Origin of the sequence: Nocardia sp. NPDC052112 (genome assembly GCF_040680135.1) — a bacterium.
In the GTDB taxonomy this organism is placed as follows: Bacteria; Actinomycetota; Actinomycetes; order Mycobacteriales; family Mycobacteriaceae; genus Nocardia.
In genome coordinates this window covers 12,283-25,470 of sequence record NZ_JBFAWD010000040.1, presented here as the reverse complement: position 1 = coordinate 25,470, position 13,188 = coordinate 12,283, and the positions used below count along the sequence as shown (strand labels likewise).

Genomic DNA, 13,188 nt, shown 5'->3' with positions numbered 1-13,188 from the left:
GTGATGGCGATCATCGATGCGTGGGCTCAGCATCCGACGGTCCGGCTGCTCCGGCACGAAATGCTGGACTCGCTGCGCCGCTGGACCGGCGACACCATCCCGGACCAGCCGCCGCCGGTCTCGACAACGCTCGCCGCCATGGACGCCGGCGGTGTCGATACCGCGTTGATCAGCGCCTGGTATGGGCCGGAGAGCGTGCTGATCTCCAATGACGAGGTGGCCGGATTCGTCGCGGAATCCGGTGGCCGCCTGGTCGGTGTCGCATCGGTGGATCTGCGCAAGCCGATGGTCGCGGTGCGCGAACTCCGTCGCGCGGTCACCGAGTTGGGGATGAAGGCGCTGCGGATCGTGCCGTGGCTGTGGGGTCTGCCGCCGAACGACCGGCGCTACTATCCGCTCTACGCCGAATGTGTCGAACTCGGCATTCCGTTCTGCACGCAGGTCGGGCACACCGGTCCGCTGCGTACCTCCGAAACCGGCCGCCCGATCCCGTATCTCGACGATGTCGCGCTCGAGTTCCCGGAACTGGTCATCGTCGGCGGACACATCGGCTATCCGTGGACCACCGAAATGATCGCGATGGCAACGAAATACCCGAACGTCTACATCGACACCTCCGCCTACACGGTGCGCAGATACCCACCGGAGCTGGTGGCGTACCTGAAATCCCACGGCCGCGGCAAAGTCCTCTTCGGCACCAACTACCCGATGATCCCGCCCCAGCGCGCCTTGGCGGGCCTCGACGACCTCGCCTTGGACGACGAATGCCGAGACCTGTTCCTCTCCGGCAATGCCATCCGCATCTTCGGCCTCGCCGAACCCGACTAGCACGACCGCGGTCGCACCTCGGTCATGGGGCTTGGGCGCCCCATACCGCGTGGGAGCCGGAGTCTCCGACTCGGTAGACCTGGGTGGTGGCCGCGGCGCCCGCGGCTATGGCCACTATCGCAACGAATATGGTGATCACGCGGCCTACCGGGCGTCCGCGCTCGTCGCGCAGGTGGATGATGATGAGCAGTGCCGTGACGAGCAGCAGTGGCAGCACGAAATAGATCATCGTGTCGCCCAGGTTCGCGTGCTTATCGATGGCGGGGGATCCGCCGAGCTTGTGCTGGAACCACTCACCCGCCTCGGTCGTCACCGGGGTCAGGGCCACGGTGATCGCGGCCAGGGCCGTGACCAGCCAGATCAGTCGGCGACGGGCCGCGGGCCATACCGCCGACAGGATGAGCAGGGCCGCGGTCAGCGGCACGAAGACCACGATGACGTGCACCAGCAGTACGTGGGCGGGTAACCCGTTGATCGTCGACATGAGGCACTCCTGGAGTTCGTGACCGCGGCCGCGCTGGCGGCCCAAGTATCTCCCTCACCTCACGGTGCAGCGCGGCATGCGGTTCATTCCGGCATGTGCCACCGCCCGCGCCGGTCCCACCTCATGCCCTCAGTCCCCGTCGACGACCTCCGCCGCCTGGCCCACCGGATAGAAACGGTGCACCGTGAGCGCCGCCGCCAGCAGTCGCGAGCCATTCGGGTCGCTCGGATCGATGCCGGTGAGTTCGGCGATGCGCTTGAGCCGATAGCTGAAGGTATTGGGGTGCACATGCACCTCGGCGGCGGCCGCCTTGCGATCGGACCCGTGCCGCAGATGCGCCGCCAGCGCCTCGAACAGATGCGCGCGCAACAGCAGCGGGGCAATGCGGTCGGCCAGTCGGTCCCGAGCCGGCCCCGGCCGGGTGAGCTGGTATTCGAGCAACAGATCGTCCAGGTCGTACAGCCCGCTCGGCCGATTGAGCAGACGAGCCAGTTCGGCCAGATCGGTCGCCTCCTGCACCGCATGCGGCAGCCGACCCCGTTCGACCGTGCGACGTTCGGCCAAGAAGACATCGACGCCGAACTGTTCGGTGAATTCGGCGGCCAGCCGCTGATACTCGGTGGAGTCGGATCCGCTCGGCAGCAACGCGATTCCGGTCGTGCCGTCGAACGTGCTCAAGGCCTTGGTCCCGGCGATGCCGTCCAATGCCCGCTGCAACACTCGGATACGGCGGCGGGTGAGCAGATCGGCGACCACGATCGGGTGGTCGTCCGGGCGGATATGAATGGCCAGCACCGTATAGCGTTCCGCGAGAACGACATCCGCGCGCGCGGCCAGCTCCTCCGCGGGCTGGCCGCGCAGCAGGGCCGAACACAGCGCCCGGCGCGCCTCGCGTTCGGCGTGGTAGATCGACTGCTCCACATCGGTATACGCCTGCACCACGGCGACATTGATATCCCGCAACAGATCGAGTAGCCGAGCGCCGAAGGCGATCAGATCGTGCATATCCTCCGGCGCGGCCGCCACCGCCGCCTCCTGCAGGATCACCTGCCCCGAACCGTGCACGGCCTGCAGCAACAGCCCCAACGGAATCCGGTCCTCGGCGTGTCGCTCGGCCACCGGAGCGACGAATTCGATCACCTCGGCCCCGGTGAACGCCCGCTGCTCCTGGACCGCACGCAGGAATGCCCGGCCGCATCCGGCGATCGCGGGCAGCACCTCGTCGGTGAAATGCCCGTCCGGCAGATCCGCGGCCGGCGGTGTCGAGCCGAGGCCCGCCTCGAGCATGCGTTCCGCGATTTCGGGTAACCGACGGACCAGTCGGGCGATTATCGGGGCGTCTCCGGACAGCGGGGGCAGAACAACGGGCATGACTTGCACGTTACCCAAAGAGGCCATTTACCAATAAATCCCGCTATCGCGCGGTTTTGTCTCCGAGCACAAGATTTCCACAGATTCTTCTCGTCCGCGTGCAGTGACAACGGGTTGCGCATGACCATGCTCACCTGCGGGTTCCCACGCACTATCGGGCGACGACGGTCACCGTCAACACTACCGGTCGGAGAAAAACACCGGACGCAATTGTGTTTCGGGACAATTATTTTCCCAACCCCGCATTGCTACGTTGAGTACCGGTATTCCGGCGTCATTTCAAATAGAACACCGTGCCGGTGGCCTTGGAAAGGATGTACAGGAATGAGCGTGCACGCCGACGCCGGATGGGAATCGGCGCACCCGATTGCCGAAATGTTTCGTTCGGATCGGCCGCTACTACCGGAGCTGGATCGGTTCTATCGGCCGCCCGCCGGATTCGCGCGCTTCGCCCCCGGCACCATCCTGCGGACGCGCAGGGTCGAGCTGGCACTGTTCGGCCGTGTGCCACTGAAGTTTTCGGCCTGGCAGCTGCTGTACCGCACCAGCAACTTCCACGGCACGGCGGAGGCGGCGGTGACCACGGTGCTACTGCCGTGGGGTGCCGACCCGCGCGAGCCGCGGCCGCTGGTCTCGTTCCAGTGCGCCATCGACGGCGTCAGCTCGAAATGTCTGCCCTCGTACGCATTGCGGCGCGGGGCGCGGGCACTCGGTTCGATTCCGCAGGTCGAACTGCCCGTGATCACCTACGCGCTGGCCCGCGGCTGGGCGATCTCGGTGCCCGACCACGGCGGGCTGGCCGGACATTTCGGCGTGCCACGCGAACCCGGCTACCGCTCCCTCGACGCCGTCCGCGCGAGCCTGCGCTTCGCGCCACTCGGTCTGAGCGAAGCGACTCCCGTTGCGCTGTGGGGCTATTCGGGCGGCGGTCTCGCCACGGCCTGGACCGCGGAACTGGCCGCCGAATACGCGCCGGAACTCGATATCGTCGGCGCGGTCGCGGGCTCACCGGTCGGCGATCCGGGTTCGGCCTTCGCGCGGTTGAACGGCACCTTCTTCGCGGGATTCTCCACGGTATGCGTGGCCGGACTGCGCCGCGCCTACGCGGATCTGGATCGCATCCTGCGCACACATGTGCGGACCGAATTCCTCGATCTGCTCACCGATGCCGAGTCGCGGACCACATTGCATCTGCTGTTCCGGTTGATGGGCAAGAATGTCGACGACTACAGCCACCGCACCTTCGCCGAACTGCTCGCCGAACCAGGACTGCAGCGGATCATGGCCGATATCCGGCCCGGAGTGCAGGCGCCCGCCATGCCGATGCTGGTCATCCAGGGCGTCAATGACGAGCTCATCGCCGTCGCCGATATCGACAAGCACGTTGCCCGCTATACGGTCCACGGCGCGCACGTGCGTTATCTGCGCGACCGTCTCAGCCTGCATATGCCGCTGCTGTACATCGGGGCGCCGGTCACCATGAACTGGCTGGCGGATCGATTCGACCATCGCCCGCTGCCGGCGGCGGGCACCGAAACGGTGTGGTCGGTGGCTTTCACGAAGCGAGAGGCATTGGGCCACTTGCGCTTTGCCGCACTTATCCTGCGCATGCTCACAGGCAGGCCGATCCGGCAGTTCCGTCGGTCGGCGGCGGGCATGACAGTTGTCATGCCGAACCCGTGATGGTTGGCAGATTTATCGCCCGACGCCGGTCCGTAACGTCATTTCGCGTAGTGCACAGTCGAATCCCCAGCCAGGAGCACCCGTGATGACGACCACCGCAGCCACCGCAGCGCCCGCGGCGGAGCCGACCGCAGCGCCGAGCTTGCGCCCGATCCGCGTACTGGCCTCGATCGCCCGCGATATCGCGGTGCCCATCGGCGCGTACTTCCTACTGACCGGTCTCGGCTACAGCGACTTCACCGGTCTGCTGGCCGGCACCCTGTTCGCGGGTGCGGTGCTGATCGTCGAGACGATCCGATCGCGGCGCCTCGAGCCGTTCGCCGCGATCATGCTCGGCGTCTTCGCCTTCGGTCTGGTCGGAGCGCTGATCAGCGGCGATCCCCGGATGATGATCGTCAAGGACTCCGCGGGCACCGCGATCGTCGGAATCGCCTTCCTGATCAGCACCGTGGTCGGCAAACCGCTGACCTACCTGTCCGCGCGCAAGGCACTCGCGGCGGCCGGACCGGCCGAACTCGCCGAATTCGAGGAGTCCTATCGCGCGAACCCGACCAAGCGCCGTGGCTTCGACACCCTGGCGCTGGCCTGGGGCGTCGGCCTGGTCGCCGAGGCCACGGTCCGGATCCTGCTGGCCTACCAACTCCCCATCCACACCATGGCCTGGCTCTCACCGGTCCTATCGATCATCTTCTTCACGCCGTTGATCGCCCTGAGCGTCCGCTTCGTCAAGCGCGCCCGCCGCGCCTGACTCCCTGCTGTGTCCGCCGCCGGTCCCGCGCCGAATATCGCGAACAACGTCACGGGTTCCGAGTCACACCCCAGGGCGAGCCCGTCATCGAAATGAACGACACCCGAACAGGATTCACGGCAAGGCCGTGCGGCGCGACCTACCCGGCACCGGATGGCCGGCGCATCGACCTAAGCGGCACCGATATCCTGCGCAGTGCGGCCGGGCTGATCACCGAGGCATGGTCGGTCTCCGGCGGACGCACCGGCCGCAGCTATTGCTGACTCAGGGCCATCGGCGGGAGATACTCACCGACCAGGGTGCGGTGCCACAGTATGCGATCGTGCTGGAGTTCGGCGCGAGTCGCGAAGCGGTACAGGTAGATTCGCGCTCGCACGTAGGTCGGTGGCGAGTCGGGGAAGGGACAGCGGCGCAGTAGTCGCAGGGTCGCGGGATCGTTGCGCAGCAGTCGCTCGACGAAAGCGAGCAGCCAGCTGCGGGCGTAGGACGGGGAGATCGCGGCGAACCACATCAGCCAATCCAGTCTGAGGTGGTACGGAGCCCATTGTCGTGGCCATCGTCGCGGATCTCCCGGCTTCCCCTTGAACTCGTACTCCCGCCACCGCGTTCGCTCGGTGATGTCCGGCTCGTCGGTGCCCTCGATGACCACCTCCTCGCGGGTCCGGCCGATACTGCCGAACGCACCATAGGTATTGACCAGGTGCAGGGGATTGAAGGACGCATTCATGCGCTGCTGCCGCGAGAGCAGATTGCGGGCGGGCCAGTAGCTCAGGGACACCACCACGCCGGTGCACGCGAGCACCAGACCCGCGAACCACGGCGGTGCCGGGGACATCGACGGCGGATCCGGCACGGGCAGTATCGCTTGCGCCGAGGACATATCGATCGCGGTAAAGGCCAATAGGATCGTCACCCAGTTCAACCAGGCGAAGTTGCCGGAAAGCACCAGCCACAGCTGCGTGACGATGATGAACGCGGCGGCCACACTCGCCACCGGCTGCGGCCCGAAAAGGCCCCAGGGCACAACGAGTTGGGCGAAATGGTTGGCCGCCACCTCCACCCGATGCAGCGGTTTGGGCAGGCGGTGGAAGAACCAGCTCAGCGGGCCCGGCATCGGTTGGGTCTCGTGGTGGTAGTACAGACAGGTCAGATCGCGCCAGCAGGAATCGCCACGCATCTTGATCAGACCGGCACCGAACTCCACCCGGAACAACAGCCACCGCGCCGACCACAGCACCAGCACCGGCGGCGCGACCCGATCATTGCCGAGGAAGATCGCCAGGAATCCGGCCTCCAGCAGCAGCGACTCCCACCCGAACGCGTACCACGCCTGCCCCACATTCACGATCGACAGGTACAGCGCCCACAGCACCGCCCACAGCAGCATCGCCGCCCACAGCGGCACGAGATTGAGCGCACCCGCCACCACTGCGGCCGACAGTGCCGCGCCGGACCAGGCGACGAGGGCGAAAAACCGGTCCGAGTAGTGGAAATGAAAGATGCTGGGAGCTCGGCGAAACGCGACTCGCCGGACGAATCGGGGCACCGGCAACATTCCGTGCGCACCGATGAGCGCTCGGAATTGCCGCGCGGCCGCCACGAAGGCGATCAGATAGATGGCGGCCAGACCGTGCTGGAAAACCAGTCTGCCCAGCCAGTACTCGGATTCGGTGAACGATGGCATGCTCGCTCCTCAGTACCGCCACGGCCATCGGTACTCATTGCCGTGACCCGAGCTCGGCCAGATCGGTGACGACCACATCCGCCCCGGCCCGGCGCAATGCCTCGGCCTGCCTGCCATCGCGCACTCGATCGACACCGACCACATATCCGAAGTCGGCGGCCCGACCGGCCGTCACACCGGCGATGGCATCCTCGAACGCCACGGCCTGTTGCGGCTTCGCGTCCAGCGCCTGCGCCGCCGCGAGGAATGCGTCCGGCGCGGGTTTGCCGCGCAGGCCGCGGCTGGCGATCTCGAGTCCATCGATACACACATCGACGAACCGGGTCAGATCCGCGACCGCCAACACCTCATGGGCATTCGCCGACGCGGTCACCACACCGGTCCGCAACCCGGCTGTGCGCGCCGCGGTCAGATAGGCCAGTGATCCCGGATAGACGTGTACACCGTCGCGTTCGAGGAACGACAGGAGCAGCCGATTCTTTCGATTGCCGAGCCCGTGCACGGTCGGCTCACCCTCCGCCGCATCGGGTTCCCCCTCCGGCAGCGTGATCCCCCGCGATGTCAGGAACTCCCGGACACCGTCCGCTCGGGGGCGACCGTCCACATAGCCCAGATAGTCCGCATCGGTGAACGGCCGGAACGGGCCGGGGCTGCGACCGGCCAGAAACTCGTCGAAGACCGCTTTCCACGCCCGCCGATGCACCGCCGCGGTATCGGTCAACACACCGTCGAGGTCGAACAGCGCCACCGAGATCGTTTCGGGCAATCCGAGCCCCCGGAGATCATGACTGGGCGTCATACCCCAGCGGTACCCGAGGACGGCACCGGCAAACAGCGCCCGGTCGCGACTAGTCGAGCAACTGATCGTCGAGGATGTCGGTATCGGTACCGACCGATTCCAGGCGCAGTGCGATGGCCGTGACCAGGGCGTGGACCAGTCCGGTGAAGGCGGTGAGAGAGCGCAGGACGGTGAGCGAGCCGGTACCGACATAGAAGGTCACATCGGCGATGCGGGCCAGCGGGGAGGACGCGTCATCGGTGAGGGCGATGGTGGTGGCGCCGCGGCGGCGCGCCGATTCGACCGCGCGCACGGTGTCACTGCTGTAGCGGCGGATCGACACCGCGAGGAGGGCGTCGCCGGGTTCGATATCGCGCAGTTCGTCGGTCAGCACGCGGGCGGTCGCCCCGAGCTGCCGGACCCGATGACGCACCAGCTGCAGCTGATACGTGGCGGCATAGGCGATCGCGAGGCAGCGGCGCAGCCCGATGACATGCACGGTCGAGGCATTTGCCAGTGTCTCGACCGCCCGGTCCCAGTCGCCGCGATCGATTCGCGCGAAGGTACGGGACATATTGTTCATATCGTATTCGGTTATCGCGGTGAAGAATTCGTCGTTCGAGCTCGGCGGCGGCGCATCGGCTGGTCTACGCACCAGATACGCCTCGGCGGCGAGTTGTCTGCGGCAGAGTTCGACCAGGGCCGGATAGCCGGGTAGGCCGAGCATGGTCGCGAAACGCACCAGGGAGGAACGGTGCACGCCCGCGAGTTCGGCGCTGCGACCGATGCTGCGGAATGCGGTTCCTTCCGGATCGTCCAACACCAGCCTGGCTATGCGCTGTTGGCCGTCGGCCAGTTCGGGTAGGCGCTGCTGCAGGAGTGCGCGTAGTTCCTGATAGGTGGTGGGGGCGCTGTCCCGCACGGTGAGCCTCGCGATCATTCGTGGTACTCGAACGATAGGCCGTCACCATAACTGACGGCCCGTCTGGTTCTAGTGCCCCGGGGCAATCACGTTCAACCCACAGGTTTCTCCAAGTTTTGGGGTCTATGCGAATGGGTCTCCTTGCCCGCCTACGAAGACCATGGGTTGGGTCCGCCATTCGGATCGAAGCCGTTGAAGTTGGCCAGACGCCGGTTCGACAGCTGCAACGCCTGAAGAAGAGCCGCGTCGTTCTGATTGTGGTAGTAGTTCGTGGCCGTTTCCTGGTGCTGGAGCGCCAGTTGCCGTCCGATGTGTTGGCGAGTATCGCGCCCGACGTTGCGCCATTCGTCCGGGGTGATGGTTCTGAGCTGATGTTCGTCGCTGTTCATGACCCGCTGCACGAACTGGTGATCTACCGCGTTCGGGTTGATCGGCGCGGTGGAGTGCCGCACGAAGTTGTCCGCAGCGACCACGGCCTGCCCCGCGAATGCCGGCAGCGCGGCGACGCCTTGATGGTTCTCCACCGCGTACCCCGCGGCGAGCGCCTTCTGCAGAGGCGCGAAGCCGTTCGGGTTGTAGTCCTTCATGCTGGCCTTCTGGACGGCCAGCGCGCGCTGGGCATCGATCACCTGCTGATCGGTCGCGCCCATGGCCAGCAGAATCGGAGCGATCATCGAGTCCGGGACCTTGCTGTCGCCCAGACCGTCCAGAACATTTCCGACACCGAGAGCGGACCTGATTCCGCCGGGTATTCCGTTCAACCGCCCGGCGGCCTTGATCCGCCAGTTCGCGCGACCAGCGTGGTTGTACTCCTGCAATTGCCGCACCATCGGCGAGACGGCGATGTTGTTGAGATCCATCCGCTTTTTCCTGCGCGACAGCGGGTTCAACGGGCTCACCGTGGCCCCGAGGAGCCACGCGGTCGCGGGCGACGCATTGATCGTGTTCAGCGCGCCCATCCCGGACATCAGCCCGCCGTGCAGCGAACCGCCGGCCCGAGCATCACCCATGCCGAGTGCCGATCCCCCGCCACCTCCACCGCCGGGGCGCGCCCCAGACCCCTGTATCGCCAGCGCGAACCGGTTGGCAATCCAGTCATTGCCCCGGGTGAGGCTGCGGCTCAGCCGTCTGAGCTGGGAGATGGCGACGATCTCGACGGTGCCCGCGATGACGATCACCGCCATGGTCTGCCCCTGCGCCTGCGCGAACAGATTGCCCATGAACAGCACGTAGACGCCGAGAAAGATGGTGTACACGGTCATCCGGCCCGCCGCGACAATGCTGTCGACGAGATTGCGGACCAGAAAGGTCTGCGTCGGTCCGTAGACGAATCCGCCTGCGGCGAAACCGAATATCGACATGAACCCGTGGTAGATCGCGTCCAGGGCCGCCTTGATGACCCGGATGCCGAGCACCACCGCGAAGGCCAACAGGATGCCGCCACAGATCAACAGCATCAGACCGGTACCGACCTGCCCCATGCTCGGGTTCTGAGCCTTGGCGTAGGCGGCGGAATCACCGCAACTCTGCATACCCCTGCGGACCCGCTCGTCATCGCCCGCGGTCATCCCGGCGGTCCAGGCCGACCGGCAGGCCGGTTGCTCGTCGACCACATGCCCGAAATTCCACACCTGCACCGGGCGGCGGGCGAAGTTGTCCGCCAGATCTTGCTGCATGGTCGCCACCAGCTGATTCGGATTCGGATTGTTATTGCCGTTCAGCCCGGCCGCCACCGAAATTCCCAAATCCCGCCCCTTGGCGAGCAATCCGTCCGAAGACAGCACATCGCCGAGCGGCTCGGCCAGGAATACCGGACCGAGCATGGCGACTCCGAGCATCGTGACGATCTGCAGCACCGCCTTGGCGTGATATCCACGCAACCAGAACCAGGCGACGCAGAACGCGCCGATCGTCGCGGCGGTGATCAGCAGCATCGGCGTCGCGATCGCACCGGTCACCCGATCCGCGACGCCGGTCAGCGCCGAGCCGAACATGTTGAGCCACTGGAAACTCAGGGCATTGCCGATCAACCAGATCGCGGTCGTCACGATGGCGATATAGCCGATGAATTCGAAGCCGAGGATCGCCCAGAGAATCGTCGAGCCGGGATCCAGCACCCCGCCGTGGTTGGTTGCGAAGGCGTAGTTCGCCAGCGGAACCCCGAACGAATCGCGGATGTGCATCCAACTGAGACCGTCGATTTCGGAGACAGTGCCGCCGGTCGCCGCCGCCTGGTACTGCGCGCTGGCCACAGCGCCGACGAGTCCGGGAAAGACGGACAGCACGAAGATGACGGTTAACAGCCAGCCGACGCGCCGCCGCCACCGGCTGGCACGGAATCGATGCGACAACATGACGGGGCGCGGACAGCACCCCTGCGGATCCTCGGATCCCCACCTAGGCCGGACCGGCCGCCTCTTCGACCGTCTGGCCATGCCTTCAGCATGACGCAACTATTGTTGCGTGGCAACACTTTTGAGAAACCAGTTGTTCACCTAACGTCCACTTCCGGCGGTTCTCGACGGCACACCGATGAGGCGCGCCGATGACGTCGGACCGAAACCGCGCCCGCAATCCCGTTCCCCACATTCATCCTCGGCACACCGGAGTTCACACGGCGAGGACGACCTTGCCGAAGACCGCATTGGATTCGAGCGCGGCCAGACCTTCGCGGGCGCGGGTCATCGGAAGTACTCGATCGATGACCGGATCGATGCCGTGGGCCACACAAAAGGCGCCGAGCTCCGACAGCTGATCGCGGGTACCGAGCATCGAGCCGACCACACTCACCTGTCGATAGAAGATGTGCGTCAGTTCGGCTGGCGGCTGCGCACCACTCGTCGCACCGCTCACCACGATGGAACCACCGTCGCGCACACTGCGCATGGAATGCGCCCAGGTGGCCGCACCGACAGTGTCCATCACCGCGTCGACCCGGCGCGGCAATCTAGCACCCGGTTCGAAAGATGTTTCGGCACCGAGCTTTTCGGCCGCCTTGCGGCGCTGCTCGCTGCGGCTGGTGACCCACATCCGATATCCGGCGGCCGACCCGAGCGCGATCAGCGCCGTTGCCACCCCACCGCCTGCGCCCTGGACCAGAACGATATCGCCGGTGCCGAGCGATACCCGCCCGAACAGCATCCGATATGCCGTCAGCCACGCACCGGGCAGACAGGCGGCCTGCTCGAACGACATCGACGCCGGTTTGGCGACCAGATTGCGCCGCGGCACCGTGATCTGCTCGGCGAATGTGCCGTCGAACACTTCACTCAGCACCGACCGATCGGGATCGAGTGTCTCGTCGCCATTGCCCGCCGCGGGGTTGCCGATGACCGGATAGACGATCACCGGGTTGCCGTCCTCGTCGATACCCGCGGCGTCGGTGCCGAGCACGATCGGCCACCGCTGCTTCGCCGGTCCGACGCCACGCAACGTCCACAAGTCGTGATGGTTCAGCGCGGCCGCCACCACGGCGATGGTCGTCCAGCCGTCGGCGACCACCGGCTCCGCCCAATCCCCGACATGTAGGCAGCTCAGCGGATCTTCGGCAGACGCGGCGAGCGCCGCGACCGCCAACATCACTTACCGCCGACATAGTGCCGGAAGCACAGCGACCCCCAGATATAGCCCGCACCGATCGCCGAAAGGATCAAGTGATCACCGTGCTCGACCTCGGCCATGCGCTCGTGCAGCACGGTGAAGATGCTGGCGGACGCGGTGTTGCCGAGGCGATCGACATTCACCGGTACGCGCTCGATCGGTATGTCCAACTGCTTCATGACATCGGCGAGAATGTTGATGTTGGCCTGATGCAGCAGAAAATGATCGACTTCGTGCAGCGGCACGGCCGCGCGCGCGGCCACCTCCCGGATACTGTGCGGCAGTCGTCCGGTCGCGGCATTCCACGCGCCCTTCCCGTTCATCTGCAGGTAGTGGCTGCGGTCGTGCAGCACTGCCTCGGAAAACGGTCGGCGCGAGCCGCCCGCGGGGATGCCGACCGCATGCGAGAGGTCATCACCGGTATCCCAGGCGAGCAATCCGAAGCCTTCGGGTACGCCACCGAGCACCACGGCCCCCGCGGCATCACCGAAGAACACCCTGGTGGTGCGGTCCTGCGGATCGGTCATGCGCGAGCCGCAGTCGGCACCGACCACCATGACGTGGGAAAACGCCGGATTCTGCAGCAGGTGCGCAGCCACGAGCAGTGCGTAGATACCACCCGCGCACGCGGCTTGCGCGATATCGAATGGGAGGGCGTGATCGGCACCGAGCGCCTGCTTTACCGTCAATGCGGTCGACGGCAGCGGCTGATCGGGGCTGAAGGTGGCGACGAGGACGGCATCGAGATCCGAAGCGGCGATCCCGGCGGCGTCGAGCGCCTGCCGGGCCGCTGCGACCGCGAGATCGGAAGTGGCCGAATCCGAATCGGCGAAATGACGTTCGGCGATTCCGGTTCGGGCCCGGATCCACTCGTCGGTGGTATCGAGCCCCTCGATCAACTCCGCATTCGTCACTACCCGTGGCGGAATATGCAAGCCGACGCTGACAATACCGACTGGTCGGGTAAGGGAGGGCTGACGAAGCGACTTGGGATTCATCGATTGTCCTTGCTGTCCGCGAGATTCCGGCACGAATGCGGCCCGGCGCAGTAGCGCCTGGGTCCGCTGCCTGGATCCTATGGGCGCGTCGG

The 13,188-nt window shown here is 66.0% G+C and carries 12 protein-coding genes; 4 read left to right on the top strand and 8 right to left on the bottom strand.

Translation table 11 applies throughout. The features are described 5' to 3' along the window. The first annotated feature begins 3 nt into the window (after nucleotides 1-3). On the top strand, nucleotides 4-828 hold the full coding sequence (locus AB0L58_RS40420; RefSeq protein WP_364396137.1) for an amidohydrolase family protein: 825 nt from the start codon (nucleotides 4-6) through the stop codon (nucleotides 826-828). A 22-nt stretch (nucleotides 829-850) separates the two neighbouring features. Here AB0L58_RS40420 and AB0L58_RS40415 read toward each other — a convergent pair whose 3' ends face one another. Both AB0L58_RS40415 and AB0L58_RS40410 read right to left on the bottom strand, forming a co-directional pair. Then, nucleotides 851-1,312, bottom strand: coding sequence for a DUF2231 domain-containing protein (locus AB0L58_RS40415; RefSeq protein WP_364396135.1), 462 nt, complete (start codon nucleotides 1,310-1,312; stop codon nucleotides 851-853). A 129-nt stretch (nucleotides 1,313-1,441) separates the two neighbouring features. Beyond that, on the bottom strand, nucleotides 1,442-2,683 hold the full coding sequence (locus AB0L58_RS40410) for a helix-turn-helix domain-containing protein (protein ID WP_364396133.1): 1,242 nt from the start codon (nucleotides 2,681-2,683) through the stop codon (nucleotides 1,442-1,444). A 324-nt stretch (nucleotides 2,684-3,007) separates the two neighbouring features. Here AB0L58_RS40410 and AB0L58_RS40405 point away from each other — a divergent pair, with 324 nt between their 5' ends. The 3 genes from AB0L58_RS40405 to AB0L58_RS40395 all read left to right on the top strand — a co-directional run bounded on the left by AB0L58_RS40405 (nucleotide 3,008) and on the right by AB0L58_RS40395 (nucleotide 5,377). Beyond that, complete coding sequence (locus AB0L58_RS40405; protein WP_364396131.1) at nucleotides 3,008-4,366, top strand: lipase family protein; 1,359 nt, start codon at nucleotides 3,008-3,010, stop codon at nucleotides 4,364-4,366. 85 nt (nucleotides 4,367-4,451) lie between these two features. Continuing rightward, the gene (locus AB0L58_RS40400) at nucleotides 4,452-5,114 is read left to right on the top strand and encodes a VC0807 family protein (RefSeq protein WP_364396129.1); all 663 of its coding nucleotides are present in this window, start codon (nucleotides 4,452-4,454) and stop codon (nucleotides 5,112-5,114) included. A 92-nt stretch (nucleotides 5,115-5,206) separates the two neighbouring features. Beyond that, nucleotides 5,207-5,377, top strand: coding sequence for a hypothetical protein (locus tag AB0L58_RS40395; RefSeq protein ID WP_364396127.1), 171 nt, complete (start codon nucleotides 5,207-5,209; stop codon nucleotides 5,375-5,377). Here the strand turns inward: AB0L58_RS40395 and AB0L58_RS40390 are convergent. The 6 genes from AB0L58_RS40390 to AB0L58_RS40365 all read right to left on the bottom strand — a co-directional run bounded on the left by AB0L58_RS40390 (nucleotide 5,368) and on the right by AB0L58_RS40365 (nucleotide 13,096). After that, nucleotides 5,368-6,798 (bottom strand): lipase maturation factor family protein, encoded by a 1,431-nt coding sequence (locus AB0L58_RS40390; protein ID WP_364396125.1) that lies wholly within the window; start codon nucleotides 6,796-6,798, stop codon nucleotides 5,368-5,370. The genes AB0L58_RS40395 and AB0L58_RS40390 overlap by 10 nt on opposite strands. A gap of 34 nt (nucleotides 6,799-6,832) precedes the next feature. Beyond that, complete coding sequence (locus tag AB0L58_RS40385) at nucleotides 6,833-7,597, bottom strand: beta-phosphoglucomutase family hydrolase (protein WP_364396123.1); 765 nt, start codon at nucleotides 7,595-7,597, stop codon at nucleotides 6,833-6,835. Between the two features lie 49 nt (nucleotides 7,598-7,646). Next, nucleotides 7,647-8,516 carry a MurR/RpiR family transcriptional regulator gene (locus AB0L58_RS40380; protein WP_364396121.1) on the bottom strand — a complete coding sequence of 290 codons (870 nt, stop codon included), beginning with the start codon at nucleotides 8,514-8,516 and terminating at the stop codon, nucleotides 7,647-7,649. A 131-nt stretch (nucleotides 8,517-8,647) separates the two neighbouring features. Next, nucleotides 8,648-10,852: a hypothetical protein gene (locus AB0L58_RS40375; protein WP_364396119.1), complete on the bottom strand. Its 2,205-nt coding sequence runs from the start codon at nucleotides 10,850-10,852 to the stop codon at nucleotides 8,648-8,650. 256 nt (nucleotides 10,853-11,108) lie between these two features. Further along, nucleotides 11,109-12,077: a zinc-binding dehydrogenase gene (locus tag AB0L58_RS40370; RefSeq protein ID WP_364396200.1), complete on the bottom strand. Its 969-nt coding sequence runs from the start codon at nucleotides 12,075-12,077 to the stop codon at nucleotides 11,109-11,111. Beyond that, nucleotides 12,077-13,096: a beta-ketoacyl-ACP synthase 3 gene (locus tag AB0L58_RS40365; protein ID WP_364396117.1), complete on the bottom strand. Its 1,020-nt coding sequence runs from the start codon at nucleotides 13,094-13,096 to the stop codon at nucleotides 12,077-12,079. Before AB0L58_RS40365 ends, AB0L58_RS40370 begins: the two co-directional genes overlap by 1 nt. Between the last annotated feature and the right edge of the window lie 92 nt (nucleotides 13,097-13,188).

Bases quoted from the DNA above. Each gene is read 5' to 3' on its own strand.
- AB0L58_RS40380 (WP_364396121.1), bottom strand. From the start codon at position 8,516: ATGATCGCGAGGCTCACCGTGCGGGACAGCGCCCCCACCACCTATCAG.
- AB0L58_RS40420 (WP_364396137.1), top strand. From the start codon at position 4: ATGGCGATCATCGATGCGTGGGCTCAGCATCCGACGGTCCGGCTGCTC.
- AB0L58_RS40365 (WP_364396117.1), bottom strand. From the start codon at position 13,096: ATGAATCCCAAGTCGCTTCGTCAGCCCTCCCTTACCCGACCAGTCGGT.
- AB0L58_RS40390 (WP_364396125.1), bottom strand. From the start codon at position 6,798: ATGCCATCGTTCACCGAATCCGAGTACTGGCTGGGCAGACTGGTTTTC.
- AB0L58_RS40410 (WP_364396133.1), bottom strand. From the start codon at position 2,683: ATGCCCGTTGTTCTGCCCCCGCTGTCCGGAGACGCCCCGATAATCGCC.
- AB0L58_RS40375 (WP_364396119.1), bottom strand. From the start codon at position 10,852: ATGTTGTCGCATCGATTCCGTGCCAGCCGGTGGCGGCGGCGCGTCGGC.
- AB0L58_RS40385 (WP_364396123.1), bottom strand. From the start codon at position 7,597: ATGACGCCCAGTCATGATCTCCGGGGGCTCGGATTGCCCGAAACGATC.
- AB0L58_RS40395 (WP_364396127.1), top strand. From the start codon at position 5,207: ATGAACGACACCCGAACAGGATTCACGGCAAGGCCGTGCGGCGCGACC.
- AB0L58_RS40405 (WP_364396131.1), top strand. From the start codon at position 3,008: ATGAGCGTGCACGCCGACGCCGGATGGGAATCGGCGCACCCGATTGCC.
- AB0L58_RS40400 (WP_364396129.1), top strand. From the start codon at position 4,452: ATGACGACCACCGCAGCCACCGCAGCGCCCGCGGCGGAGCCGACCGCA.
- AB0L58_RS40415 (WP_364396135.1), bottom strand. From the start codon at position 1,312: ATGTCGACGATCAACGGGTTACCCGCCCACGTACTGCTGGTGCACGTC.
- AB0L58_RS40370 (WP_364396200.1), bottom strand. From the start codon at position 12,077: ATGTTGGCGGTCGCGGCGCTCGCCGCGTCTGCCGAAGATCCGCTGAGC.